The sequence below is a fragment of the Cupriavidus sp. 05T41 genome, assembly GCF_056396525.1.
This window is the reverse complement of the sequence record NZ_JBFTLQ010000023.1, coordinates 1-26,140: the sequence shown is the minus strand read 5'-3', so window position 1 is coordinate 26,140 and position 26,140 is coordinate 1. Positions and strand designations below refer to the sequence as shown.

The following is a 26,140-nucleotide window of genomic DNA, read 5'->3' as shown; positions in this document are numbered from 1 at the left end:
GCCAGCCGCCGCGGCACACCCAGAATAGCGAGCATCCCATGACCTTCACCGAGCAGCTGGCCTCAGCCTGGCAGCGCAACGATTCCCTCCTGTGCGTCGGGCTCGATCCCGATCCCGCCAAGCTGCCCCTGTCCATGACGGGCACCGGCGGCGCGATCTTCTCCTTTTGCCGCGAGATCGTCGACGCCACCGCGGACCTGGTGTGCGCCTTCAAGCCGCAGATCGCGTACTTCGCCGCGCAGCGCGCCGAAGACCAACTCGAACAGCTGGTGGCCTATATCCACGATGCCCATCCGGGCATCCCCGTGATCCTGGACGCCAAGCGCGGCGATATCGGCTCGACCGCGCAGCAGTACGCCATCGAAGCCTTCGAGCGCTACCGGGCCGACGCCGTCACGGTGAACCCGTACATGGGCCTGGATTCACTGGAGCCTTACCTGGCCTACGGCGACCGCGGCGTGATCGTGCTGTGTCGCACTTCCAACCCGGGTGGCTCGGACGTGCAGTTCCTGCCGGTGGACGGCAAGCCGGTCTACCAGGTGGTGGCCGAGGCGGCCGCCACGCGCTGGAATACCAACGGGCAGATGGCGCTGGTGGTGGGAGCGACCTTCCCGGCGGAGATCGCCAAGGTACGCGAGATCGTGGGCGACATGCCGCTGCTGATTCCGGGCATCGGCGCCCAGGGCGGCGACATCGAGGCCACCGTCCGTGCCGGGCGCACGGGCGCCGGCGTCGGCATGATGATCAACTCGTCGCGCGCCATCCTCTACGCCAGCCGCGAGAAAGACTTCGCCGCGGCCGCGCGCAATGTCGCGCTGCAGACGCGCGAGACCATCAACCGCTTCCGTTCGGCCTGAGGGCCGGCGCGGCGCTTCAGGCTTCGTTGCGGACCAGTTCGAGCAGGCCGCGAATGGCGTGCTCGGCCGCCTGGCGCCGGATCTGCTGGCGGTCGCCGCGCAGGCGCTGCGTCTCCACCTTGGTGGTAATGCGGTTGCTCCAGCCGAAGCAGACCATGCCGACCGGCTTGTCCGGCGTGCCGCCGTTGGGGCCGGCCACGCCGGTGATCGACAGCGCCACCTGGGCGCGGCTGTTGAGCAGCGCGCCTTCGGCCATGGCGCGGGCAACCTCCTCGCTGACCGCGCCGTGGTCGCGGATCAGCTTGGCTGGCACGCCCAGCATGGTGGTCTTGGCTTCGTTCGAGTAGGTGACGAAGCCGCGCTCGAACCAGCCCGAAGAGCCCGACACATCGGTGATCGCCGCGGCCACCAGGCCGCCGGTGCAGGATTCCGCCGTGGCGAGCAGCAGCGATTTCTCGTTCAGGGAGATGCCGGCCTGGACGGCGAGTTGATCGAGCAAGCGGCTGACGGACATGATGGCGGATTCGGTAGAAATGGTTGCAGGGGAGGCGTGTAGGCCGGCGTAAACCAGTGTGAGGCGGGCCCGCTCAGAGCGAACGCCACAGGGCGAACACCAGCAGCGTGTAGAACGCGGCCATCACGTCGTCGAACATCACGCCAAAGCCCCCGCGCAGGCCCGGACCCTTGAGCGTGCGGTCCAGGTGGCCGATCGGGGCCGGCTTGACGATATCGAACAGGCGGAACCACAGGAAAGCGGCGAGCTGGCCCCAGAAGCCGGTCGGCATGACGAAGAGCAGCACCAGCCAGAACGCCACGATTTCGTCCCACACCATGCTGCCATGATCGTGCACGCCCATGTCGCGCGCGGTGCGGGCGCAGGCCCACAGCCCGAGCAGGAAGCCGCCGCCGATGATCCACAGCCAGGTTTCCGGCTGCACCCACATCGAGATCACCAGGTAGGACAGCCACGCGTAGAGCGTGCCGACCGTGCCGGGGCCGGCGGGCGAAAGCCCGGAGCCGAAGCCCAGTGCGATCAGGTGGGCCGGGTGCGACAACATGAAGCGCGCGGTGGGGCGCAAGACCTTGGCGGCTTGGCCGGCTTCGAGGGTCAGGGCGGGATCGTGCGCGGCGGGCCCGGGCGGGTAGGCGGACATCAAGGGTTGGCTCGTCTGGTTTGGATGGGATTGTCCCGGGCGCCTTGGCCCGGGCGGGGTCTGGCGCCCCGCATGGCAACATCATGACACGGCCGCATGCCGCTTGTCAGGGGGATGCGAAGTGGTCGAAGCTGTTGCCGCTGTATGCGCAGGGATTGCCCTCCCGGTCGACCAGGCGCAGGCCCGGCTCCGGCGTGATGGTGCCGGCGCGCGTTACCTGCAGCCCGAGCCGCGCGCCGATGGCGGCGATCTTCTCGCGGGCGCCCGCGGGCGCGGTGAAGCAGAGTTCGTAGTCGTCGCCGCCGGCCAGCGTGCATTCGCGCTGGAGCGCTTCCGGCTGGTCGGCCAGCACCGCCGAGCGCGGCAGCGCGTCGACGTCGAGCAGGGCGCCGGCTTGCGAACTCGCCAGGATGTGGCCGAGATCGCCGAGCAGGCCGTCGGATATGTCGAGTGCGGCATGCGCCACGCCACGTAGCGCCATGCCCAGTGCGATGCGCGGCGTCGGCATGTCCATGCGCGGGCGGACCTGCGTGAAGTCCGGCTCCGGCAGCAGCCATTCGCCGCGGCAGTCGCCAAGCGCGAGGCGCGCATCGCCGAGCGTGCCGGAAATCCAGATATCGTCGCCGGGGCGTGCGGCATCACGTCGCAGCGCCATGCCGGCAGGCACATCGCCGAACACCGTCAGGCTCAGCGTAAGCGGCCCGCGCGTGGTGTCGCCGCCGATCAGCTCGCAACCGTGGGCGTCGGCCAGCGCCAGCATGCCCGCGGCCAGTTCGGCCAGCCATTCCGGCTGCGCTTCCGGCAACGCCAGCGCCAGCGTAAAGGCGCGCGGCTCGGCCCCCATCGCAGCCAGGTCAGACAGGTTGACCGCCAGCGCCTTGTGGCCCAGCGCACGGGGCGCTACGTCAGGAAAAAAGTGACGCCCGCTTACCAGCATATCGGTGCTGATCGCCAGGTGGTGGCCCGCGCGTGCCTCGATGAGCGCGCAGTCGTCGCCGACGCCGAGCACCGCCTTGCGCGCGGGGCGGGTGAAATAGCGGCGGATGAGGTCGAACTCGGAGAGCGGGGCGCCCGGATTGCTGGAAGCGCTGGAATAAGCTGGCATGGAAAGGGTCGGGCGGGGAGAATCGGCAAGAGCCACGTGAGCGCCTGCAGGTTGCCGGCGCGGGGCTTGTCGATGCCGGTGACGCCCTGCTGTTCAGCGCTGGCGGCATGCGGCATATTGTACCGAAACGCAAAGCTGCCACGCGCAAAACGCTTATTGTGAAATAATATTTCACAATATAAAATGCCAGGTTCAAAAGGAAGAGAACGCGGGTACGTGGAACCGGCCCGCCCTTTCGTTTCCGACAACGTCAATAACGGTTCCACCGACCGGAAGATGCGCCGATGACCAGTCCCCAGCAGCCCACGCCCCAAGACGACCTGAAGCAGCAGCAGCGTGAGGCGCTGCGCAAAGCTGCCCTGGAATATCACGAGTTTCCGACCCCAGGGAAGATCTCGGTCACGCCGACCAAGCCGCTGTCGAACCAGCGCGACCTGGCGCTGGCCTACTCGCCCGGCGTGGCCGCTGCATGCGAGGAGATCGTGGTCGACCCGGCCAACTCCTTCCGCTATACCGCGCGCGGCAACCTGGTTGGCGTGATCACCAACGGCACTGCCGTGCTGGGCCTGGGCGATATCGGCCCCGCGGCCTCGAAGCCGGTGATGGAAGGCAAGGCCGGCCTGTTCAAGAAGTTCGCCGGCATCGACGTGTTCGACATCGAGATCGACGAGAAGGACCCCGAGAAGCTGGTCCAGATCATCGCCGCGCTGGAGCCGACCTTCGGTGGCATCAACCTCGAAGACATCAAGGCGCCGGAGTGCTTCTACGTCGAGCGCAAGCTGCGCGAGCGGATGAAGATTCCCGTCTTCCACGACGACCAGCACGGCACCGCGATCGTGGTGGGCGCGGCCGTGATCAACGGCCTCAAGGTGGTCGGAAAGGATATCGGCAAGGTCAAGCTGGTGGCGTCGGGCGCGGGCGCCGCGGCGCTGGCCTGCCTGGACCTGCTGGTCGACATGGGCATGAAGCTCGAGAACATCTGGGTGACCGACCTGGCCGGCGTGGTCTATGAAGGCCGCACCGAGCTGATGGACCCGGAAAAGGCGCGTTTCTCGCAGAAGACCGACAAGCGCAAGCTGGCCGAAGTCATCGACGGCGCCGACATCTTCCTGGGCCTGTCCGCCGCCGGCGTGCTCAAGCCCGAGATGATCAAGGGCATGGCCGACAAGCCGCTGATCCTGGCGCTGGCCAACCCCAATCCGGAAATCATGCCGGAGCTGGCCAAGGAGGTGCGTCCCGACGCCATCATGGCCACCGGTCGCACCGACTACCCGAACCAGGTCAACAACGTCCTGTGCTTCCCCTTCATCTTCCGTGGCGCGCTGGACTGCGGCGCCACCACCATCACGCGTGAGATGGAAATTGCTGCCGCCAACGCGGTGGCGGAACTGGCGCGCCAGGAGCAGAGCGACATCGTCGCCACTGCCTATGGCATCCAGGACCTGTCGTTCGGCCCCGAGTACCTGATTCCCAAGCCCTTCGATCCGCGCCTGATCGTCAAGATCGCACCGGCCGTGGCCGAGGCCGCCATGAAGTCCGGCGTGGCCGCGCGCCCGATCGCCGACATGGACGCCTACCGTCTGCAACTGCAGCAGTTCGTCTACCATTCGGGCACCCTGATGAAGCCGATCTATGCGGCCGCCCGTCAGGTCGACATGGAGAAGAAGCGCATCGTCTTCGCCGAGGGCGAGGAAGAGCGCGTGCTGCGCGCGGTGCAGGTGATCGTCGACGAAAAGCTGGCCAACCCGATCCTGATCGGTCGCCCGGCCGTGATCGCCCACCGCATCGAGCGCTTCGGCCTGCGCCTGCGCGGCGGCGTTGACTTCACCGTGGTCAACCCGGAGAACGACCCGCGCTTCCGCGACTACTCCGAGGCCTACTTCAAGATGATGGCCCGCCAGGGCGTCACCCAGCAGTACGCCAAGCTGGAAATGCGCCGCCGCACCACGCTGATCGGCGCCATGCTGGTCAAGAAGGGCGAGGCCGACGGCATGATCTGCGGCACGGTCAGTACCACTGCCGCGCACCTGCGCTATATCGACCAGATCCTGGGCGGCACCAATGAGGTCTACGCCGGGATGAACGGGCTGGTCCTGCCGGGCCGCCAGATCTTCCTGGTCGATACGCACGTCAACGTCGACCCGACCGCCGGCCAGCTGGCCGAGATCACCATCATGGCCGCGGAAGAGCTCAAGCGCTTCGGCATCGAGCCCAAGGTTGCATTGCTGTCGCATTCGAACTTCGGCACCTCGGAGGCCGCTTCGGCGCAGAAGATGCGCGAAACGCTGGCGATCCTGCGCGAACGTGCGCCGGAGCTCGAGGTGGACGGCGAGATGCACGGCGATTGCGCTCTCGATCCCAAGCTGCGCGAGACGCTGGTGCCGGATGGCGCGCTCAAGGGCGAGGCGAACCTGCTGGTGTGCCCGAATATCGACGCCGCCAACATCTCGTACAACCTGCTCAAGGTCGCGGCGGGCAACAATGTGGCGATCGGGCCGATCCTGCTCGGGGTCAAGGCGCCGGTGCACATCCTGACGCCTTCGGCCACCGTGCGGCGTATCGTCAATATGACGTCGCTGGTGGTGGTGGACGCGGCCGCCAAGCGCTAAGCCGCTACCTGCCGAGAAAAGCCGGGCTTGCCCGGCTTTTTTTTCGTCCCGCCCCTTGTGCCCCGGTGTGACGCAAAGCCTGGGGTAAGTGGGTGCACACATGTTAATAACACCTTGAAACAATTGGAGTTTTCGTCTGTTCCGAGGGGCGGGGATTGATTATTTAGCGGCATGCGCGTAACCTTATGGCCTTGAAGTGCGCGCGGAATGCACATTTGCGCGATGCCATCGTTATCGCGTCCTCCCCAACAAGACAAGCAACGTGGGTTCCCAGATTTCTCTGACGCAGCGCGCATCGCGATGGATTTCAGCCGCAGGGCTGGCACGGGCAGCAGGCCGGGTGCTGGCGGTCGCGGCGGTATCGTGCGCGCTGGCCCAGCCAGTGCTGGCGCGGCAGACGGCAGACGCCGGCACGGGAACCATCTCGCTGCAGCAGTTGCCCAACGAAGCGCAAACGACGATGGAGCGTATCGAAGCGGGTGGCCCGTTTCCCTACGCCAAGGATGGCTCGAGGTTCGGCAACTACGAGCGCATCCTGCCGCAGAAGTCGCGCGACTATTACCGCGAATACACGGTGAAAACTAACAGCCGGAACCGGGGAGCCAGACGCATCGTATGTGGCGGTGATCAACGCGCCACCAACGACTGCTACTACACGGACGACCACTACAACAGTTTCAAACGGATAGCCAAATGATGACTGACATTTTCGGATTGGGCGACGCCCTTGCCGCCCGCGAAGAGCGCGGCGCCGGAGATGGCTGGCAGCGGGCCCAGACCCAGGCCCAGAATCTTTACGACAACGTGTTGATGATGCCTCGCAACGAGCTCTCGCACCAACCGCCGCTCGCACCCGTTCCCGCAGCCGGCACCGACGGCAGCCAAGAGGGAGCCATGAACCTGTTCAAGACGGTGCGTCCGAACATCGTCCAGTCTATCCGCGCGTTCCGCGTGCCCGAACTCGCCCAGGCGGCGGCGGAGCTCGGCCAGCATTTCCTGTACGCCAACTGCGCGCATTGCCAAAGCAAGGCGGAGGTGCTGGACACCATCGCCACCAGCTTCCTGTTTCCGAAGCACTTCGGCAAGAACTTCGATGCCCTGGCTGACTGCCTGACCGACCTGATCCACAAGGCCGGTGCGCAGCCCGGCTTCGTGATCGTGCTCGAAGGCCTGCCCATTGCGCAGAAGTTCGACAAGGAAGGCCGCGAGGTGCTGCTCGACGTGTTCCGCGACGCGGCCGAGTTCTGGGCCGAGCGCAAGGTCCAGTTCCGCGTGTTCTACTCGTTTGCCTGACACCCGCCTCGCCTGATACCGCGCCAGCCGCGGCGGGCGCGCAGCAAAGACAAAGGCCCGCCTGAGCGGGCCTTTCGTCTACCCGGAGCCGGTCGGCGCCCTGCGTTTCAGCGCCGCCTTCGTCCGCACTTCACGCAGCAGGCGGTACGTGGCCCTGCGGGGTGAGCTTGTCGATCAGTTCGGGCAGGCCTTCGCTCAGGTGCGCGGCCACATCATCCGCGGACATGCCGGTGGAACTGGCCAGCGATTCCAGCGCGCCCGTGTCGCCGAGCGCCCCGGCCAGCTGTGACGGCGAGACCGGCTGATTGGCACCCGTGCCGATCCACGAATTGACCTGCTCGCCCAGGCCGGCCCGCGCCAGGACTTCCTGCAAGGCACCGATGCCGCCAGCCGCGGCGCCCAGCGCGGGCGCATCGCCCTGCTGGCCCTGGCCGCCGAGCAACCCGCCCAGCAAGCCGCCGAGGTCCATTCCGCCGGACGGGCCGCCGGCAGCGCCGCCACCGCCGCCGAGCAGGCCGCCCAGCAGGCCGCCGAGTCCACCAAGTCCACCGAGCCCACCGCCGCCTGCCGCGGACGGATCCTGCGGCACGGCCGCTCCCGCGTCGCCGCCTTTATGGCGCATTGCCAGCATGGCGATCAGGCCCAGCGCCATCATCATCTTCGGGTTCAGGCCGCCCGCGCCTGCTTCGCCGCTGCCGCGCTGCCCGAGCACCCCGCCCAGCACGCTATCGAGTAGTCCCATGGTCGACTCCTTCGGTGAAATGCGGCAACGGACCCGGATGGTCCCTTGCCGTCAAAATCCGCCCAGTACCGCGTTGAGCGCGGCCAGGCAAGCCAGCCCCGCGGTCTCGGTACGCAAGATGCGCGGTCCGAGTGACACGCCGGTGAACCCCGCGCGCAGCGCCGCCGCTTCTTCGTCCGGCGCCAGCCCGCCCTCGGGCCCGATCAGCAGCGTCACGCCGCCGTCCAGCAGGCGCTGGCGCTGCTCTGTTGCAAACGATACCAGCGATTGCGTGGCGCGCGGCGAGACCAGCAGGCGCGCGCCGGCGCCCGCCGCCGGCTTGCCCTGTTGCGCCAGCCAGCCTTCCAGGCTGGCCACCGGCGCCACGACGGGGAGCCGGTTGCGCCCGCATTGCTCGCAGGCCGCTTCCACCAGCGCCTGCCAGTGCGCCTGGCGTTTCTGTGCCCGCTCGGCCGACAGCCGCACCACCGAGCGCGCCGCCTGCAGCGGCTGGATCGTGCCGATGCCAAGCTCGACCGCTTTCTCGATCAGCCAGTCCATCTTGTCGCCGCCTGCCAGGCCTTGTGCCAGCGTGACGTGGAACGGCAGTTCGGTTTCGGCGGGATCGTGGTCGCCGATACGCGCCAGCGCGTGGCGCTTGCCGATATCGACCAGCGTGGCGGCGTGGCTGCCGCCACGGCCATCGAACAGGGTGACGTCGTCACCGGGGTTGAGCCGCAGCACCTGCACATGGCGGACCACGGCTTCCGGCAGCGACAGCTCGGTCTGCGCGGCCAGCGCGCCATCGACGAAGAAACGAGGCGGCATCAGACAGTTCCGTCCTGGCCGGTCGTGGCTAGCGTCTGCGCCGCCGCCGGATTGTCCAGCGGCTTGCCGAAGCCCCAGCGGTAGCCGTCGGGATCCTCGACCATGCAATAGCGGTCGCCCCAGAACTGGTCGGCGGGCGCCATCAGGCTGACCGCGCCGGCGGCGATGGCACGCGTGTGCATGGCATCGACATCGTCGCAATAGACGTAGAAGGTCTGCGGGCATTCGACGCCGAGCGAGCGCGGCGTGCGCGCGGTACTGCCCCAGGCGCCCTCGGGCGCGAACATCACGACCAGTTCGCCGCGATAGTGCATCTCGGCATGGGTGGGCACACCGTTTTCGTCGACTACGTTCCCCGCACTGAAACCGAAGGCGCGGTGATAGAAGTCGAGCGCGCTGCGCCCGTTACCCACCGTCAGGTAGGGAGTGAGCCAGGGGGTGTTGGCCGGTCTTGTCATGATCGTCTCCTGTCATCTCCGGTTGCGGGAAGCCGCGCGGGGCCTGCCTGGGCGGCAAGACCGGCGGTGCGAATGAGCATCTTACGCGGGTGCGCCAGCGCTGTCGAAGAGGGCCTGCAGGTGCAGGGGCAGGGCGAACAGCGCCGGGTGGGGCGCCACGTGGTGGCAGCGCAGCGCGCCGCAGCCGGATCGGGCCCGGCGTCGTGCCGATGCCGGGCGAGAGCCATCCGGTCCACTGCAGGCGGCCCCCGGGCGGCCCCGCCGGGGGGCCAGACTGCCGCGTTCCTTCTGGTAAAATTGCGCTTTTCCCGCCGCCAGGTTCCCGCCGCATGTCCCACCTCGCTCATCCCGCCGCCAGTCCGCACGCTTCGCAGCCCGTCCAACTCATGGCCAACGCCATCCGCGTCCTGGCCATGGACGCCGTCCAGCAGGCCAATTCAGGCCATCCCGGCATGCCCATGGGCATGGCGGATATCGCGGTGGCGTTGTGGGGCCGTCATCTGAAGCATAACCCGGTCAATCCCAAGTGGGCCGACCGCGACCGCTTCGTGCTGTCCAACGGCCACGGCTCGATGCTGCTCTACGCGCTGCTGCACCTGACCGGCTACGACCTGCCGCTGGCCGAGCTGAAGAACTTCCGCCAGCTGCACAGCAAGACCGCGGGCCATCCGGAATACGGCATCACGCCGGGTGTCGAGACCACCACCGGCCCGCTGGGCCAGGGCCTGACCAACGCGGTCGGCATGGCGCTGGCCGAACGCCTGCTGGGCGAGGAATTCAACCGCCCAGGCTTCGACATCGTGAACCATCACACCTATGTGTTCATGGGCGATGGCTGCCTGATGGAAGGCATCAGCCACGAGGCCTGCTCGCTGGCCGGCACGCTCAAGCTGAACAAGCTGATCGCCCTGTGGGACGACAACGGCATCTCGATCGACGGCGACGTCGAGCACTGGTTCGCCGACGACACGCCGAAGCGCTTCGAAGCCTACGGCTGGAACGTGATCCGCGCGGTGGACGGCCATGACGCCGCCGCCGTCGACGCCGCCATCGCGCAGGCCAAGTCCAGCGACCGCCCGACCCTGATCTGCTGCCGCACCCTGATCGGCAAGGGCGCGCCCAACAAGGAAGGCGGTCACGATGTGCATGGCGCGCCGCTTGGTGGCGCTGAAATCCTGGCCACGCGCGAGGCCCTGGGCTGGACCCATTCCCCGTTCGAAGTGCCTGCCGAAGTCTATGCGGCGTGGGACGCCAAGGCCCGCGGTGGCTCGCTCGAGAAGGCCTGGAACGCGCTGTTCGAGGCTTATGCCGAGCGTTTCCCGTACGAAGCCGGCGAATTCCAGCGCCGCATGCGCGGCGAGCTGCCCGGCGCCTTCGACGCTGCCGTGGACGCCTTCCTGGCCAAGTGCGAAGAGAAGGCCGAGACCATCGCCACCCGCAAGGCCAGCCAGAACACCATCGAGGCCTTCGGCCCGGTGCTGCCCGAGTTCCTGGGCGGCTCGGCCGACCTGACCGGCTCCAACCTGACCAACTGGTCGGGCAGCAAGGCCGTGCGCGCCGAAGCCTGGGGCAATCACATCAACTACGGCGTGCGCGAGTTCGGCATGAGCGCCATCATGAACGGCATCACGCTGCATGGTGGCTACATTCCCTACGGCGGCACCTTCCTGACCTTCTCCGACTACAGCCGCAACGCGCTGCGCATGGCGGCGCTGATGAGGATCCGCACGCTGTTCGTGTTCACCCATGACTCCATCGGCCTGGGTGAAGACGGCCCGACCCACCAGTCGATCGAGCATGTCGCCAGCCTGCGCCTGATCCCCAACATGGATGTCTGGCGTACCGCCGACACCACGGAAACCGCGGTGGCGTGGGCCCAGGCCGTGCGCCGCGAGAACGGCCCGAGCTGCCTGATCTTCAGCCGCCAGAACCTGCCGTTCCAGAAGCGCAGCGACGCCACCCGCGCCAATATCGCGCGCGGCGGCTATGTGCTGCGCGAAGGCAACAATCCCAGGACCGGCCTGCCGGACGCCGTGGTCATCGCCACCGGCTCGGAAGTCGGCCTGGCCGTGGGCGCGGCCGAGCAACTGGCCATCGACGGCGTGCACGTGCGCGTGGTCTCGGTGCCGGCGACGACGGTGTTCGACAAGCAGGACGCCGCCTACAAGACCTCGGTGCTGCCGGCGGGCGTGCCGCGCGTGGCAGTCGAGGCTGGGATCACCGATTTCTGGTGGAAGTACCAGGTCCAGGCCGTGGTCGGCATCGACACCTTCGGCGAATCGGCTCCCGCTGGCGTATTGTTCAAGCACTTCGGCTTCACGGTCGAGAACGTCGTGCGCACGGTGCGCGACACGCTCGGCCAGTAATACGCAGCTCCGGACCGATGTGGCGGCCGCGGCCGCCCGGTCCGGCAAACGCTTTCTTGCATCCATCGATCGTTAGCCTACTCAGGAGATAGACATGACCATCAAGATCGGCATCAACGGCTTCGGCCGCATCGGGCGCATGGTGTTCCGCGCCGCCGCCGCCAACTTCAAGGAAATCGAAGTGGTCGGCATCAACGACCTGCTCGAGCCTGACTACCTGGCGTACATGCTGAAGTACGACTCGGTGCATGGCCGCTTCGACGGCGAAGTGTCGGTCGACGGCAATACCCTGGTCGTCAACGGCAAGAAGATCCGCCTGACCGCGGTCAAGGATCCGTCCGAGCTGAAGTGGGGCGAGATCGGCGCCGACGTGGTGATCGAGTCCACCGGCATCTTCCTGACCAAGGAAGGCGCGCAGAAGCACATCGACGCTGGTGCCAAGAAGGTCATCATGTCGGCGCCGTCCAAGGACGACACCCCCATGTTCGTGTACGGCGTGAACCACGAGACGTACAAGGGCGAGGCGATCATCTCCAACGCCAGCTGCACCACCAACTGCCTGGCGCCCGTGGCCAAGGTGCTGAACGACAAGTGGGGCATCAAGCGCGGCCTGATGACCACCGTGCACGCCACCACCGCCACGCAGAAGACCGTCGATGGCCCGTCCAACAAGGACTGGCGCGGTGGCCGCGGCATCCTGGAAAACATCATCCCGTCGAGCACCGGCGCCGCCAAGGCCGTGGGCGTGGTGATCCCCGAGCTGAACAAGAAGCTGACCGGCATGTCGTTCCGCGTGCCGACCTCCGACGTGTCGGTGGTCGACCTGACCGTCGAGCTGGAAAAGGGCGCAACCTACGCCGAGATCTGCGCCGAAATGAAGGCACAGAGCCAGGGCGCGCTCAAGGGCGTGCTGGGCTACACCGAAGACAAGGTGGTCGCCACGGACTTCCGCGGCGATGCACGCACCTCGATCTTCGATGCCGAAGCCGGCATCGCGCTGGACGCGACCTTCGTCAAGGTCGTGAGCTGGTACGACAACGAGTGGGGCTATTCCAACAAGGTGCTGGAAATGGCCCGCGTGGTGGCCAAGTAAGCTGTAAGGCTGCCTGCGCCGGCAGGAAGTAGGCGCCGCCGTGGTCCGGGGTTTGCGGATCATCATGCTCGCTTCCTGCCGGCAATTCCGGCGATCGTGCGCTGGGGCGTGGCCGGCGATGCCAGTGGAAACGCTGTTCCGCTCCCGGCTTTGCTCTTACACTGATAAAGTGCTGGAAATACCAATGTGCAGCCTATGCAAGTGACCCATAATTCATTTGCAACTTCCAATCTAACCTGGGCGAGATCATGGTGAATGTGGATACCAAGCTTCTCGTGATTTTCACCGAGTTGCTGAGCAAGCGAAACGCGACCTATGTCGCGGAAAAAATGCACATGACCGCGCCCGCGGTATCGCATTCGCTGGGTCGCCTGCGCGAGATCTTCGACGATCCCCTTTTCATCCGCGTGCCGCACGGCCTGACGCCGACGCCGCGGGCCCTGGAGCTGGGCCCCAAGATCCGCGACATGCTCGACCTGTGGTCCTCGATCAACGAGGGCGACGCCGACAATTTCGATCCCGCCGTTGCCACTGGCACGCTCAATATCGGCTTCGCCGCCGAACTGGGCGATACGGTGTTCAACCGCTTCATCCTGCGCATCAAGCAACTGGCGCCGGAACTGCATATCAAGCTGGTCGAGTCCCACTCGTGGGAATCCGACGTGGCCGCCATGCGCGGCAACGAACTGGACCTGGCGTTCTCGCCGTTCCCGACCCGGCATCCCGAGATCGTGGAAGAGATGGTGACCTCGCTGAACCTCTGGGTTTGCGCGCGCAAGAACCATCCCGTACTCAAGGGCACCTGCACGCTGGAGCAATACCTCGACTGCGGCCACATCTTCATGGCGCATTCGGGTGGCAGCGGCCGTCCCGCGCCGTCGCTGATCCCGCTGGACTACGCCTTGCAGCAGCGCGGGCTCAAGCGCAACGCCACGCTGACGGTGCATTCGTGGCGCGCGCAGTCCGAGTTGGCGGCGCAGACCGACATGATCTTTACGGTCAATGCGCTGACCAAGGACATGGCCTGCGAGACCTACGGCCTCAAGGCCTTCCCGTTACCCGCCGAGCTCAATACCACGCTGGGCCTGAACATGTTCTGGCACCGCAGCCGCAACACCCATCCGATGCTGGTGTGGGCGCGCGGCCTGTTCCGCCAGGTCGTCGGCGAATTCGTCGGCGTGCCGGCCGCCGCGCGTGGCGGCCTGCATATCGTGGCCGAGCAGGACGAGCGCGAGACCTGAGCACAGCCCCGGGGGCGATTGCCCGAGGCAAAGAAAAACCGGCGCGGTGCGCCGGTTTTTTTTATGTTCGTCCGCGGCGGATGCAGTTACCGCCGGAAGGCCAGTGTCAGCGCTTGGGGCGGAACTGGCAGTCGTGCTTGGTGCAGTTGCCGTACAGGGACAGCGCGTGTTCCTGCAGCGCGAAGCCGCGCTCGCTGGCGATGCTCTGCTGGCGGCGCTCGATCTCGGAATCGTAGAATTCCTCCACGCGGCCGCAGTCGATGCAGACCAGGTGGTCGTGATGCTTGCCTTCGTTCAGTTCGAAGATGGCCTTGCCGGACTCGAAGTTGTTGCGTGAGAGCAGGCCTGCCTGCTCGAACTGGGTGAGAACGCGATAGACGGTTGCAAGGCCGATATCCATCTGTTCGCTGAGCAGGATGCGGTAAACATCTTCCGCGCTCAGGTGGCGCTGCTCGCTGGTCTGAAAGATCTCGAGGATCTTCAGGCGTGGAACGGTCGCTTTGAGACCGATATTTTTGAGGTCCGCCGGACTCGGCATGGGCGTGACTCCCTAGAGTACAATGTCTGGATTATTGAATCATAAGGGTTTTGGCGGTAAAAGTCGCCTCGGGGGTTGCCTGGGGCGCCGCCGGCTGCCCTAGGCTGCTCCCGCGATGATGCATCGCCCCAGCCGTCTCGTGGCAAACGCCGCGAGGGCCGGAATCGGCACTTTCCTCTCCCTTCTAGAAGCGAGATACATGCGTTCATTTCGTTCGTCCGCCATGCGTCCGACGCTGGTTACCTCTGTGCTGGCTGCTGCTCTGCTGACTGCAGCATGCTCCACTTACGACAATACGTCACGCAAAGTCGCCAACGCGATCACGCCGTACCGTATCAATATCGTGCAAGGCAACTTCGTCTCGCGCGAGGCCGTGTCCCAGCTGCGTGAAGGGATGACGCGCGACCAGGTCAAGTTCCTGCTCGGCACGCCGCTGCTGGCGGACGTCTTCCACGGCAATCGCTGGGATTACGTCTTCTCGTTCCGCCGCGGCAACACCCCGGTGGTGCAGCAGCGCCGCTACACGGTGTTCTTCGACGGCGACAAGCTGGCCAAGTTCGGCGGGGACGAACTCCCGTCCGAATACGAGCTGATCGCGGAAATCGACGGCTACAAGGCCATGCAGGCCAACCAGCGCCCGCTGCGCAAGGACATGGATGTGGTTGCGCCGGCTTCGGCGCCTGCCGCGGCGCCGGTGGATTCGACGGCCGCCGTTGCGCCGGGCGCAGCCAGCCCGTCCGTGCCTGCCGACACCGCGCCGGCAGGCGCTGCCGCGGCCCCCGCTGGCAGCGCGACCGCCGCCGGCAGCAAGTTGACCGAAGAATCGGCATCGGCGCCGGTAGCCGGCCCGAACTCCGCCAACTGAGCAGCCCGCAAGGCAGTCCGCCCGGCCGCCAGTGCAGGCGGCCAGGCGGGCTTGCCGACCCCCGAATACCGGCCGGCCTCACCGCCGGCTTTTTTATGATTGCTGACACGCCATGAATATCGCCATCGCAGGTGCCTCCGGCCGCATGGGCCGCATGCTGATCGAACACGTCCTCGCCACCGAAGGCGTGACCCTGTCGGGCGCGCTGGATGTGCCGGGCGCGCCGGCCCTGGGCCAGGACGCCGGGCTGGTGCTGGGCCGCAACACCGGAGTGACGATCACTTCCGACATCGAAGCGGCACTGGCCGGCGCCGATTGCCTGATCGATTTCACCCGCCCCGAGGGCACGCTGGCGCACGTCGCGGTGGCCGCGCGGCTCGGCGTCAAGATGGTGATCGGCACCACTGGCTTCGACGAAGCCGGCCGCGCCGCGCTGGCGGAGGCCGCCAAGCGCATCGGCGTGGTCTTCGCCGCCAATATGAGCGTTGGTGTCAATGCCACGTTCAAGCTGCTGGAAATGGCCGCCAAGCTGCTGTCCTCCGGCTACGACATCGAAGTCATCGAGGCGCATCACCGGCACAAGGTCGACGCGCCGTCCGGCACCGCCCTCGCGATGGGCGAAGTGGTGGCCAAGGCGCTGGGCCGCGACCTGAAGACCTGCGGCGTGTTTGCGCGCGAAGGCCATACCGGGCCGCGCGACCCCAACTCCATCGGCTTCGCCACCGTGCGCGGCGGTGATATCGTGGGCGACCACACCGTGATGTTCGCCGGCATCGGCGAGCGCATCGAGATCACCCACAAGTCGTCGAGCCGCCAGTCCTACGCCGACGGCGCGGTGCGCGCGGCGCGCTTCCTGGCCGACAAGCCCGCCGGCCTGTTCGACATGCAGGACGTGCTGGGCCTGAAGTAACGGGGCCCGCCGCGCCGTCTGCCCCGACGGTTATAATCGGCGTTTTCGGCATTCCAGCGCAGGCGGGCGCCGCAAGGCAGCCCGCCGCTTTTCTTTTCCACGCTTTGGCCCGCCAACGCGCTTCGCCCGCTGTCCTGAACATGCAAGACAAATACCTTCCCTCCGCCGTTGAACAAGCCGCCCAGCAACACTGGCAAGCGATCGATGCCTACCGCGTGACGGAGCAGGCGAAGCTGGCCGACGGCAGCGAGAAGCCCAAGTTCTATGCCTGCTCGATGCTGCCGTACCCGTCGGGCAAGCTGCATATGGGGCACGTGCGCAACTACACCATCAACGACGTGATGGCGCGCCAGCTGCGCATGACGGGACACAACGTGCTGATGCCGATGGGCTGGGACGCGTTCGGCATGCCCGCCGAAAACGCCGCGCTCAACAACGGCGTGGCGCCGGCGGCCTGGACCTACGACAACATCGCGTACATGAAGCGCCAGATGCAGTCGATGGGCCTGGCCATCGACTGGTCGCGCGAGGTCGCCACCTGCAGCCCGGACTACTACCGCTGGAACCAGTGGCTGTTCCTCAAGATGCTGGAAAAGGGCATCGCCTACCGCAAGACCGGCACCGTCAACTGGGACCCGGTCGACCAGACCGTGCTGGCCAACGAGCAGGTCATCGACGGGCGCGGCTGGCGCTCGGGCGCGCTGGTGGAGAAGCGCGAGATCCCGATGTACTACCTGCGCATCACCCAGTACGCCGAAGAGCTGCTGGGCGACCTCGATGGCCTGGGCTGGCCCGAGCGCGTCAAGATCATGCAGCAGAACTGGATCGGCAAGAGCGTCGGCGTGCGCTTCGCCTTCCCGCACGCGATTGCCGGCGATGACGGCAAGCTGATCGGCGACGGCAAGCTGTACGTGTTCACCACGCGCGCCGACACCATCATGGGCGTGACCTTCTGCGCGGTTGCCGCCGAGCATCCGCTGGCCACGCACGCGGCTGCCACCAACCCGGCGCTGGCTGCCTTCATCGACGAGTGCAAGCACGGCTCGGTGATGGAAGCCGACATGGCCACCATGGAAAAGAAGGGCATGCCCACCGGCCTGAAGGTGGTGCATCCGCTCACCGGCGAGCAGGTCGAGGTGTGGGTCGGCAACTACGTGCTGATGAGCTACGGCGACGGCGCCGTGATGGGCGTGCCCGCGCACGACGAGCGCGACTTCGCCTTCGCCAACAAGTACGGCCTGCCGATCAGGCAGGTCGTCGATGTGAAGGGCCAGCCCTTCTCCACCGAAGCCTGGCAGGAGTGGTACGGCGACAAGGAGCACGGCGTCTGCGTCCACAGCGGCAAGTACGACGGCCTGGCTTACCAGGCCGCGGTGGAGGCCATCGCCGCCGACCTCGGAGAGAAAGGCATCGGCGAGAAGAAGACCACCTGGCGCCTGCGCGACTGGGGCATCTCGCGCCAGCGCTACTGGGGCACGCCGATCCCGCTGATCCACTGCGAGGACTGCGGCGTGGTGCCGGTGCCCGAGCAGGACCTGCCGGTGGTGCTGCCCGAGGACCTGGTGCCGGACGGCACCGGCAACCCGCTGGCCAAGGATCCGCGCTTCCTCGCGTGCACCTGCCCGTCGTGCGGCAAGCCGGCGCGCCGCGAGACCGACACCATGGATACCTTCATCGATTCGTGCTGGTACTACATGCGCTATACCAGCCCGGACGCGGCTGCCATGGTCGATGGCCGCAACGATTACTGGATGCCGATGGACCAGTACATCGGCGGCATCGAACACGCCATCCTGCACCTGCTGTACGCCCGCTTCTGGACCAAGGTCATGCGTGACATGGGCCTGGTCAAGTTCGGCGAGCCGTTCACCAACCTGCTCACCCAGGGCATGGTGCTCAACGACACCTACTACCGCGAGGACGCGGCCGGCAAGAAGACCTGGTACAACCCGGCCGAGGTGGACGTCAGCACCGACGAGCGTGGCCGTCCGCTGGGCGCCGTGCTCAACGCAGACGGCCAGCCGGTGGTGATCGGCGGCGTGGAGAAGATGTCGAAGTCCAAGAACAACGGCATCGACCCGCAGGCGCTGATCGACCAGTATGGCGCCGACACCGCGCGCCTGTTCGTCATGTTCGCCGCGCCGCCCGAGCAGCAGCTCGAGTGGAGCGGCTCCGGCGTGGAAGGCGCGTCGCGCTTCCTGCGCCGCGTGTGGAACTACGGCCATGCCAATGCCGAGGCAATCGCGGCGGCCGGCAATGGCGCGCAGTATGGCGATGGCGACAGCACGCTGCGCCGCGAGCTGCACAGCGTGCTCAAGCAGGCCAACTACGACTACCAGCGCATCCAGTACAACACGGTGGTGTCCGCCACCATGAAGATGCTCAATGCGCTGGAAGACGCCAAGGCCGCCACCCCGGCCGCGCGCCGCGAAGGCTTCGGCATCCTGCTGCGCGTGCTGTATCCAGTGGTGCCGCACATTACCCACGGCCTGTGGCAGGAACTGGGCTACGCCACGCAGTACGGCGACCTGCTCGACGCTCCGTGGCCGCAGGTGGACGAGTCCGCCCTGGTGCAGAGCGAGCTCGAACTCGTGCTGCAGGTCAACGGCAAGGTACGCGGCAGCCTGACGGTGCCGGCCAGTGCCGACCGTGCCGCCATCGAGGCCATGGCCGCCGCCAGCGAGATCGTGGCCAAGTTCGCCGCCGGCGCCGCGCCGAAGAAGATCGTGGTGGTGCCGGGGCGTCTCGTCAACGTGGTGTTGTAAGACGCTGCCGCCAAGCTCATGCCCGTGACCAAGCCAACGAGGGAGTTGCCCGGTATGGATCGACAATCCGATCGACAAGCCGATCGACCGACCGACCGACAGGCCGACCGGCAGACGGATCGAAAGACGCCGGGTGAGCCCGTGCGGGGCCGCCGCATGGCCCTGGCGGCACTGCTGGCGGCCGGCCTGGTGGCCGGCTGCGGCTTTCACATGCGGGGCAACGCGGATTTCGTGTTCAAGAAGCTGTACCTGAGCATCCCGCCCAATACGCTGATGGGCTCGGACCTGCGCCGCGCCATCCGCAATGGCTCGGATACGCAGGTCGTGGCCGATCCCAAGGAAGCCGACGCGCTGCTGGACGTGCTGCAGGACACCCGTACCAAGACGGTGCTGTCGCTCACCACCACCGGCGTGGTGCGCGAATACCGCCTGACGCAACGCTTTACCTTCCGCCTGCGCGATGCCGGCGGCCAGGAACTGATCGCCCCGTCGCAACTGGTGCTCACGCGCGACCTGACCTACAACGAAGCCAACACGCTGGCCAAGGACTACGAAGAGCAACAGCTCTACCGCGACATGCAGCGCGATATCGTGCAGCAGCTGATCCGCCGGCTGGCCGCGGTCAAGGCGATCTGAGCCACGCCCGGCATGCAGCTCAAACTCGACGGACTCGACGCCCATCTGCGCCAGGCCAAGGGACGTGGCCTGGCGCCGCTCTACGTGGTGCACGGCGACGAACACCTGCTGGTGCTGGAGGCGGTCGACCGGCTGCGCCAGGCGGCACGCGAGTCTGGCTTCACCGAGCGCGAGGTGCTGTCCGCCGAGCGCGGCTTCAACTGGGGCCAGGTGGTCCAGGCGCAGCAATCGATGTCGCTGTTCGGTGACCGCAAGATCGTCGAGCTGCGCATTCCTTCCGGCAAGCCCGGCAAGGACGGCGGCGAAGCGCTGCGCGCGGTGGCGGCCCAGCCCTCGCCGGATGTCGTGATGCTGGTCACATTGCCGCGGCTGGATTTCGCCACGGCAAAGTCGGCCTGGTTCCAGGCACTCGAAGGCGCCGGCGTCTCGCTCAAGATCGATGCGGTCGACCGCACCCGCCTGCCGGCGTGGGTCGGCGAGCGGCTGGCACTGCAGCAGCAGCGCGTGGAGCCGGGCGAGCCGGGCCGGCGCGCGCTGCAGTTCGTCGCCGACAAGGTGGAGGGCAACCTGCTGGCGGCCCACCAGGAAATCCAGAAGCTGGGCCTGCTCTATCCGGCCGGCGCGCTGACGTTCGAGCAAGTGCACGATGCGGTGCTCAATGTGGCGCGCTACGACGTGTTCAAGCTATCTGAAGCGATGCTCGGCGGCGACGTGCCGCGCCTGGTGCGCATGCTCGAAGGGCTGCGCGGAGAAGGCCAGGCCACGGTGCTGGTGCTGTGGGCGCTGACCGAGGAAATTCGCGTATTATCCAAGGTCCGGCAAGGGTTGGCGGCAGGCAAGCCGATCGGCGTGCTGACCCGCGAACTGCGTATCTGGGGCCCGCGCGAGAAGCTGGTGCCACAGGCAGCACAGCGGCTTTCAACGGCGCAGCTCGAAAGCGCGCTCGCCATGGCCGCCCGGCTGGACCGCCAGGTCAAGGGCCTGCGCGCCGAGGGCATGCCGGCCGAACCCTGGGACGGCCTGCTGCAGCTGGCTTTGCTTATCGCCAGGTAGGTTGCGCGCCAGGTACGCCCTGCGCACCGCGCACGCGTTCCTGCCAGCCCATCGCCTGCAAAAAACACGCATTGAGGGCCGGTATCGCCCGGCCAGGACTATGAACGAGCTCGATCTCAAGCAATACATGGAACGCGTCGGCCAGCAGGCTCGCGCCGCTTCGCGCGCCATGGCGCGCGCCTCCACCGCCGACAAGAACCGCGCGCTGCTGATCATCGCCGCCGCCATCCGCCGCGATGCCGCGCACCTGAAGGCAGTCAATGCCGGCGATGTCGAGCGTGCCCGCGCCAACGGCCAGGACGCCGCCTTCATCGACCGCCTGACGCTGTCGGACAAGGCCATCGACACCATGGCCGCCGGTCTCGAGCAGATCGCCGCGCTGGCCGACCCGATCGGCGAGATCAGCAACATGAAGTTCCGTCCCACCGGCATCCAGGTGGGGCAGATGCGCGTGCCACTGGGCGTCATCGGCATCATTTACGAGTCGCGTCCCAATGTGACCATCGATGCGGCCGCGCTGTGCCTGAAGTCGGGCAACGCCACCATCCTGCGCGGCGGTTCCGAGGCCATCGGTTCCAATACCGCGCTGGCCGCGCTGGTGGCCGAGGGCCTGGCGGCCGCCGGCCTGCCGCAGCAGGCCGTGCAGGTGATCGAGACCACCGACCGCGCCGCGGTCGGCCGGCTCATCACCATGACCGAATACGTCGACGTGATCGTGCCGCGTGGCGGCAAGAGCCTGATCGCGCGCCTGATGGAAGAAGCGCGCGTACCGATGATCAAGCACCTCGACGGCATCTGCCACGTCTACATCGACGCCGACGCCGACCTGGACAAGGCCGTGCGCGTCTGTGACAACGCCAAGACCCAGCGCTACGCCCCCTGCAACACCATGGAGACGTTGCTGGTCGCCGCCGGCGTGGCCGCCGCCGCGCTGCCGCCGCTGTGCCGCATCTACCAGGAAAAGGGCGTCGAGCTGCGCGTGTGCGCCGCCACCCGCGCTACGCTGGAAGCCGCCGGCTTCACCGGCCTGGTCGACGCCACCGAGGAAGACTGGCGCCTGGAATACCTGGCGCCGGTGCTGGCGATCCGCACCGTGGCCGGGCTGGACGAGGCCATCGCGCACATCAACACCTACGGCTCGGCGCATACCGATTCCATCATCACCGAGAACTACAGCACCGGCATGCGCTTCCTGCGCGAAGTCGACTCGGCCAGCGTGATGATCAATGCCTCGACGCGCTTCGCGGACGGCTTCGAGTACGGCCTCGGTGCCGAGATCGGCATCTCCAACGACAAGCTGCACGCGCGCGGCCCGGTCGGGCTGGAAGGCCTCACTTCGCTGAAATACGTGGTGTTCGGGCACGGCGAGATCCGCACCTGAGTTCGGCCTGGCTGGCGGGCTGTCCCGCCGCCTGCCGGCGCCTGTCCGGCGCCTTTTCCGGCCCGGACGTGCCTTGCAGTCGTCACGCATCACGGTCATCGTCCTGGCCGCACCATCAACCCCACACAAGAAGCCAGATGCTCTGGGTCAAAGCGCTGCATATCGTCTTCGTCGTCTCCTGGTTTGCCGGCCTGTTCTACCTGCCGCGCATCTTCGTCAACCTCGCCATGGAGACCGACGCCGCCGGCGTGCAGCGGCTGTTGCTGATGGCGCGCAAGCTCTATCGCTTCATGACCATGCTGGCGGTGCCGGCGCTGGTGTTCGGCCTGTGGCTCTATCTCGGCTACGGCATCGGGCGCGGCCCGGGGCAGGGCTGGATGCACGCCAAGCTGGCGCTGGTGCTGGTGCTGATCGGCTATCACCACGGCTGCGGCGTGCTGCTGAAGAAGTTCGAGGGCGGGCGCAACACGCGTTCGCATACCTTCTACCGCTGGTTCAACGAATTGCCGGTGCTGGTGCTGCTGGCGGTGGTGATCCTGGTGGTGGTCAAGCCGTTCTGAGCCGACCGGCGTGAAACGCAGGGGAAGCCGCGCGGCGGCCGCAAGCACGGCGCGGCGTTTTCCCGTATTGTTCCCGGTTCGGTTTCCGGATCGCTGTTCGCATTGCCGTTTTCCCCACAGTCCAAGGCGCTGTTGACGCGCGCCGCCCCCGTCCAGAGGACATGATGAGCAAGCAGGTCGACTACTATCTTTCCCCGCAATCGCCGTTCGTCTACCTTGGGCACGCACGCTTCACCGCGCTCGCGGCCAAGTACGGCGTGCAGGTCAATCTCAAGCCCAGCGACCTGGGCAAGGTGTTTTCGGTCTCGGGCGGACTGCCGCTGGCGCAGCGCCCGCCCCAGCGCCAGGCCTACCGGCTGGTGGAACTGGCCCGCTGGAGCGAATTCCTGGGCCTGCCGCTGAACCTGCACCCGACCTATTTCCCGGTGTCCGGCGACGCCGCCAGCAAACTGATCATCGCCGTGCAGCTGGCGCACGGCACCGCGCGCGCCATGGAGCTGGTCGGCGCGATCGGCCGCGCCCTGTGGGCCGAGCAGCGTAATATCGCCGACGCCCCCACGCTGGTCCAGCTTGCCGACGGCATCGGCCTGGATGGCGCCGCGATGCTCAAGGCCAGCGAGGCCCAGGCCGTGCAGGCGGACTACGCCCAGCACACCCAGGATGCGATCTCCGCCGGTGCCTTCGGCGCGCCATGGTTCGTCTACGAAGGCCAGTCGTACTGGGGCCAGGATCGCCTGGACTTCCTCGAGCGCGCCTTCGCGGCTGGCTGAAGCCCCGCGGCGCGGTACACTGCGCGCTATCCGACCCCGTCCGCCACGGCGGACGTTTTTGTTTGCAGGAATACCCAATCCATGTCCCAAGCCTTCTTTGCCCCTTGCCCGCGCGGTCTGGAAAGCGCGCTCGCCGAAGAGCTGCGCGAAATCGCAGCCCGGCCCGGCATGGCCGCGCTCGCGCCGTTCCAGGTCCATCGCGAGATGCCGGGCGGCGTCACGTTCTCGGGCGAGATGGTGGCGGCCTACGCAGTAAACCTGCATTCGCGCATTGCCAGCCGCGTGCTCATGCGCGTGGCCGCACGCGGCTACCGCCGCGAGGACGATATCTACGACCTGGCGCGCGGCCAGCGCTGGGAACAATGGTTCTCGCCAGACGAGACATTGCGGGTGGACGTGACGGCACACCGCTCGCCGCTGCAGAGCCTGAACTTCATCGGGCTGCGCGTGAAGGACGGGGTGTGCGACGCCATGCGCGAGCGTCTCGGCGCGCGGCCCAGCGTGGATACCGTCAGTCCCGATGTGCGCATTTATGCCCACCTGACCGAGCACGACGTCACGCTCTATCTCGACACCTCCGGCGAGCCGCTGTTCAAGCGCGGCTGGCGCATGGAGAAGGGCGAGGCGCCACTGAAGGAAAACCTTGCCGCCGGCATCCTGCGCCTGGCCGGCTGGGTGCCGGGCCAGACCGAACAACCCTTCTACGATCCGATGTGCGGCAGCGGCACCTTCCTGGTGGAGGCGACCCAGGTCGCCCTGGGCATCGCGCCGGGCGCCGGGCGCAGCTTCGCCTTCGAATGGCTCAAGGGCGCCGATACGCGCGGCTGGCAGGCCCTGAAGGCGGCCGCACAGGCGGACATCGAGGCCGCGCGCGCGCGCGCCGTGGCAGAGCCGCTGGAGATTGCCGGCAGCGATATTTCCACCGACCTGCTGTCGATGACCGAAGCCAACTGGCAACGCGCCGGCCTGCCCGGCGAGCCGCAGCTCAAGCAGGTGGACGCGCGCTTTGCGCAGCCGCCGTTCGCGACGCCGGGCATGTTGCTGATGAACCCGCCCTACGGGGAGCGGATCGCCGTGCGCGGCGAGCGCCGCCGCCCGCTGGAGGAGGCGCCCGACAATGGGGTCGAGGACGAGGCCGCCAACCAGTTTGCCAGCGCCTTTGCCACCACGCTGAAGCAGAATTTCGCCGGCTGGCAGGCCTGGATCTTCACCGGCGACCTCGGCCTGCCGCGTCGGCTGCGGCTCAAGGAGTCGCGCCGCACGCCCCTCTACAACGGCAATATCGAATGCCGGCTGTTCCGTTTCGACATGGTGCGTGGCGGCAATCGCAGCAACAACGGCAACGGCGACAGCGGCGCGGCTTCGGCCTGACGCCCCGCGCAGAGGGTGGTAGCAGGGATGAGGGCAGGGGGGATCCCCTGCCGCCCGTGATGCCGTGTGCCGCTGCCTGCGGCGGCCTGGCGCCGGATCAGTGTCCGCGGCCGGTGATGCGCTCGGGTTCCCGGGCGAAGTCCTTCAGGAAGTCCTGGAAGCTGACGATGGGTTCCTGCAGCAGGTGGCGCGGCAGGTCGAACAGCGCGTAGAAATAATCCTCGCGGCCGGCGCAATGCTCGGCCGGCAGGCAGTACTGCTCCCAGTCGATGCAGGCCGGCGTGTACATGCCGTTACCGGGCCAGAAGAAGGGCACGATGCGGCCCTCGCGCAGGCCTTCGATCAGTGCCGCGGGCGCGTCGTAGGCCTCGGCCGACTCCACCTGGTTCATCAGCCCGGCCCGCGTCTCGATCACCATCAGCGTGGCATGCCCCTGCGCCGTCAGCATCAGGATGCCGGCCGGGTTGGGGTAAAGGTAGTACTCCACGAAGCCATAGCGCGCTGTGATCTGGCGCACCCGGTCGCAGATCACCGGATCGGACAGGAAGGAAAACGAATGCCGCGTCAGCAGGTCGCGCAGCGTGCGCGACAGCGTGGCGAAATACTGCTGCTGCAACGCATCGATCTCCTGGTCCAGCCGCTCCACCATATTGCTGTCGTGCTTCTTGACGTAGCGGTCGATCAGGCCGTGATTGAAGCCTTGCACGGCAATGCTCTCGTCCGCGGTGCCGGTCAGCAGGATGGTCTTGCACGGCAGGTCCTGCAGCGCCTGGCAGAACTCCAGGCCGTTCATCTGCGGCATCGAATAATCGACCACGATCACGCCCGGCTGCACGTAGCGGTTGATGTCGTGGATCTGCCGGTAGATGCGGTCGATATCGAGCTGCACGGTACGCCGCTCGGTCAGGAAAGTCAGGTCATCGTGCGTCACCCGCACCGGCAGGAAACCGGTGAAGCGCGCGTAGGTGTCGCGGATCCACTGCAGCGCCTCGCGCGGGTCGGTGAAGGTCACCACCGGCCGCGACGGATCCATCTGGAACGCCAGGCTGTCGATAAACGACTTGCTGTCGTCGACGAGCACCGTCAGGATCGGGTGGTGGAAGACCGACAGATTCCTGTCCTGGGGGTTGAATGTCATGTTGCGTTCGGCTTGAGCGTCTCTCGGACACTTCGGGCGGGTGGGTTCGGCGCGGCAGGGGACGGACCTGTGCGGCCGGGCCGGTGGCGGATCGGCCCGCGAACACTCCGTGGCCGAAGACCGGAACCAGTATAGCGCGCTCGCGCCCCCGCGCAACCGCAGTGCGGCGGGGTTGAAGGAGGGGGGTGACGCCGGGGCGTGGCGCGTGTGGCGTGCGGGCAGCGGCGCCGGGCACGGGCGTGGCCCGCGCCCGGCGCCCTGGCGTGCTCAGTCGACGGCCTTGCCCATGTCCTCGACCACCTTCTTGGCGTCGCCGAACACCATCATGGTCTTGTCCATGTAGAACAACTCGTTGTCGAGACCGGCATAGCCGGCCGCCATCGAGCGCTTGTTCACGATGATGGTCTTGGCCTTGTAGGCTTCCAGGA

Annotated in this window: 25 protein-coding genes; 16 read left to right on the top strand and 9 right to left on the bottom strand. The window is 67.0% G+C overall.

The window, feature by feature from the left end:
• The first annotated feature begins 38 nt into the window (after positions 1 to 38).
• Entirely contained in the window at positions 39 to 857 is an 819-nt protein-coding gene (pyrF, locus tag AC1DKV_RS15515; RefSeq protein WP_441617708.1) for an orotidine-5'-phosphate decarboxylase, read from the top strand.
• A gap of 16 nt (positions 858 to 873) precedes the next feature.
• On the opposite strand, the gene AC1DKV_RS15510 is transcribed toward pyrF, so the two are convergent.
• The 3 genes from AC1DKV_RS15510 to thiL form a co-directional block, all read right to left on the bottom strand.
• Entirely contained in the window at positions 874 to 1,371 is a 498-nt protein-coding gene (locus AC1DKV_RS15510; protein WP_441617706.1) for a CinA family protein, read from the bottom strand.
• Between the two features lie 73 nt (positions 1,372 to 1,444).
• Complete coding sequence (locus tag AC1DKV_RS15505) at positions 1,445 to 2,011, bottom strand: phosphatidylglycerophosphatase A family protein (protein WP_441617704.1); 567 nt, start codon at positions 2,009 to 2,011, stop codon at positions 1,445 to 1,447.
• A gap of 106 nt (positions 2,012 to 2,117) precedes the next feature.
• Entirely contained in the window at positions 2,118 to 3,116 is a 999-nt protein-coding gene (thiL, locus tag AC1DKV_RS15500) for a thiamine-phosphate kinase (RefSeq protein WP_441617702.1), read from the bottom strand.
• A 284-nt stretch (positions 3,117 to 3,400) separates the two neighbouring features.
• Here thiL and AC1DKV_RS15495 point away from each other — a divergent pair, with 284 nt between their 5' ends.
• The 3 genes from AC1DKV_RS15495 (at position 3,401) to AC1DKV_RS15485 (ending at position 7,018) form a co-directional block, all read left to right on the top strand.
• Complete coding sequence (locus AC1DKV_RS15495; RefSeq protein ID WP_441617700.1) at positions 3,401 to 5,725, top strand: NADP-dependent malic enzyme; 2,325 nt, start codon at positions 3,401 to 3,403, stop codon at positions 5,723 to 5,725.
• Positions 5,726 to 6,065: 340 nt separating this feature from the next.
• Positions 6,066 to 6,422 carry a guanyl-specific ribonuclease gene (locus AC1DKV_RS15490; protein WP_441617915.1) on the top strand — a complete coding sequence of 119 codons (357 nt, stop codon included), beginning with the start codon at positions 6,066 to 6,068 and terminating at the stop codon, positions 6,420 to 6,422.
• Entirely contained in the window at positions 6,419 to 7,018 is a 600-nt protein-coding gene (locus tag AC1DKV_RS15485) for a barstar family protein (RefSeq protein ID WP_441617698.1), read from the top strand. Before AC1DKV_RS15490 ends, AC1DKV_RS15485 begins: the two co-directional genes overlap by 4 nt.
• A 130-nt stretch (positions 7,019 to 7,148) precedes the next feature.
• On the opposite strand, the gene AC1DKV_RS15480 is transcribed toward AC1DKV_RS15485, so the two are convergent.
• Genes AC1DKV_RS15480 through AC1DKV_RS15470 form a run of 3 tightly spaced genes read right to left on the bottom strand, consistent with a single transcriptional unit; the run spans position 7,149 to position 9,025 of the window.
• Positions 7,149 to 7,760, bottom strand: coding sequence for a YidB family protein (locus AC1DKV_RS15480; RefSeq protein ID WP_441617696.1), 612 nt, complete (start codon positions 7,758 to 7,760; stop codon positions 7,149 to 7,151).
• A gap of 51 nt (positions 7,761 to 7,811) precedes the next feature.
• Complete coding sequence (locus AC1DKV_RS15475) at positions 7,812 to 8,567, bottom strand: 16S rRNA (uracil(1498)-N(3))-methyltransferase (protein WP_441617694.1); 756 nt, start codon at positions 8,565 to 8,567, stop codon at positions 7,812 to 7,814.
• Positions 8,567 to 9,025: a VOC family protein gene (locus AC1DKV_RS15470; RefSeq protein ID WP_441617692.1), complete on the bottom strand. Its 459-nt coding sequence runs from the start codon at positions 9,023 to 9,025 to the stop codon at positions 8,567 to 8,569. Before AC1DKV_RS15470 ends, AC1DKV_RS15475 begins: the two co-directional genes overlap by 1 nt.
• A 329-nt stretch (positions 9,026 to 9,354) precedes the next feature.
• Between AC1DKV_RS15470 and tkt the strand changes: the two genes are divergently transcribed.
• The 3 genes from tkt to AC1DKV_RS15455 all read left to right on the top strand — a co-directional run bounded on the left by tkt (position 9,355) and on the right by AC1DKV_RS15455 (position 13,725).
• Positions 9,355 to 11,391 (top strand): transketolase, encoded by a 2,037-nt coding sequence (tkt, locus tag AC1DKV_RS15465; protein WP_441617690.1) that lies wholly within the window; start codon positions 9,355 to 9,357, stop codon positions 11,389 to 11,391.
• 94 nt (positions 11,392 to 11,485) lie between these two features.
• Positions 11,486 to 12,484, top strand: coding sequence for a type I glyceraldehyde-3-phosphate dehydrogenase (gene gap, locus AC1DKV_RS15460; protein WP_441617688.1), 999 nt, complete (start codon positions 11,486 to 11,488; stop codon positions 12,482 to 12,484).
• A gap of 248 nt (positions 12,485 to 12,732) precedes the next feature.
• Positions 12,733 to 13,725 carry a LysR family transcriptional regulator gene (locus AC1DKV_RS15455; RefSeq protein WP_441617686.1) on the top strand — a complete coding sequence of 331 codons (993 nt, stop codon included), beginning with the start codon at positions 12,733 to 12,735 and terminating at the stop codon, positions 13,723 to 13,725.
• Positions 13,726 to 13,831: 106 nt separating this feature from the next.
• On the opposite strand, the gene fur is transcribed toward AC1DKV_RS15455, so the two are convergent.
• Positions 13,832 to 14,263, bottom strand: a complete 432-nt coding sequence (fur, locus tag AC1DKV_RS15450) for a ferric iron uptake transcriptional regulator (RefSeq protein ID WP_441617684.1) — start codon at positions 14,261 to 14,263, stop codon at positions 13,832 to 13,834.
• 199 nt (positions 14,264 to 14,462) lie between these two features.
• On the opposite strand from fur, the gene AC1DKV_RS15445 reads away from it, so the two are divergent.
• The 9 genes from AC1DKV_RS15445 (at position 14,463) to AC1DKV_RS15405 (ending at position 24,574) form a co-directional block, all read left to right on the top strand.
• The gene (locus tag AC1DKV_RS15445; protein ID WP_441617682.1) at positions 14,463 to 15,128 is read left to right on the top strand and encodes an outer membrane protein assembly factor BamE; all 666 of its coding nucleotides are present in this window, start codon (positions 14,463 to 14,465) and stop codon (positions 15,126 to 15,128) included.
• 112 nt (positions 15,129 to 15,240) lie between these two features.
• Positions 15,241 to 16,038, top strand: a complete 798-nt coding sequence (dapB, locus tag AC1DKV_RS15440; RefSeq protein ID WP_441617680.1) for a 4-hydroxy-tetrahydrodipicolinate reductase — start codon at positions 15,241 to 15,243, stop codon at positions 16,036 to 16,038.
• 140 nt (positions 16,039 to 16,178) lie between these two features.
• Entirely contained in the window at positions 16,179 to 18,803 is a 2,625-nt protein-coding gene (leuS, locus tag AC1DKV_RS15435; RefSeq protein ID WP_441617678.1) for a leucine--tRNA ligase, read from the top strand.
• A 156-nt stretch (positions 18,804 to 18,959) separates the two neighbouring features.
• Positions 18,960 to 19,439 (top strand): LPS-assembly lipoprotein LptE, encoded by a 480-nt coding sequence (locus AC1DKV_RS15430; RefSeq protein WP_441617676.1) that lies wholly within the window; start codon positions 18,960 to 18,962, stop codon positions 19,437 to 19,439.
• A gap of 12 nt (positions 19,440 to 19,451) precedes the next feature.
• Complete coding sequence (gene holA / locus AC1DKV_RS15425; RefSeq protein WP_441617674.1) at positions 19,452 to 20,492, top strand: DNA polymerase III subunit delta; 1,041 nt, start codon at positions 19,452 to 19,454, stop codon at positions 20,490 to 20,492.
• Between the two features lie 100 nt (positions 20,493 to 20,592).
• Positions 20,593 to 21,873, top strand: a complete 1,281-nt coding sequence (locus AC1DKV_RS15420; RefSeq protein ID WP_441617672.1) for a glutamate-5-semialdehyde dehydrogenase — start codon at positions 20,593 to 20,595, stop codon at positions 21,871 to 21,873.
• A gap of 137 nt (positions 21,874 to 22,010) precedes the next feature.
• Complete coding sequence (locus tag AC1DKV_RS15415; RefSeq protein ID WP_441617670.1) at positions 22,011 to 22,433, top strand: CopD family protein; 423 nt, start codon at positions 22,011 to 22,013, stop codon at positions 22,431 to 22,433.
• 164 nt (positions 22,434 to 22,597) lie between these two features.
• Positions 22,598 to 23,203: a 2-hydroxychromene-2-carboxylate isomerase gene (locus tag AC1DKV_RS15410; protein WP_441617913.1), complete on the top strand. Its 606-nt coding sequence runs from the start codon at positions 22,598 to 22,600 to the stop codon at positions 23,201 to 23,203.
• 81 nt (positions 23,204 to 23,284) lie between these two features.
• Positions 23,285 to 24,574, top strand: coding sequence for a THUMP domain-containing class I SAM-dependent RNA methyltransferase (locus AC1DKV_RS15405; RefSeq protein ID WP_441617668.1), 1,290 nt, complete (start codon positions 23,285 to 23,287; stop codon positions 24,572 to 24,574).
• 97 nt (positions 24,575 to 24,671) lie between these two features.
• Here AC1DKV_RS15405 and AC1DKV_RS15400 read toward each other — a convergent pair whose 3' ends face one another.
• Positions 24,672 to 25,712, bottom strand: a complete 1,041-nt coding sequence (locus tag AC1DKV_RS15400) for a response regulator (RefSeq protein WP_441617666.1) — start codon at positions 25,710 to 25,712, stop codon at positions 24,672 to 24,674.
• Between the two features lie 267 nt (positions 25,713 to 25,979).
• Positions 25,980 to 26,140: NAD(P)(+) transhydrogenase (Re/Si-specific) subunit beta (locus AC1DKV_RS15395; protein WP_441617911.1), on the bottom strand; the 161-nt coding region annotated here is incomplete at its 5' end.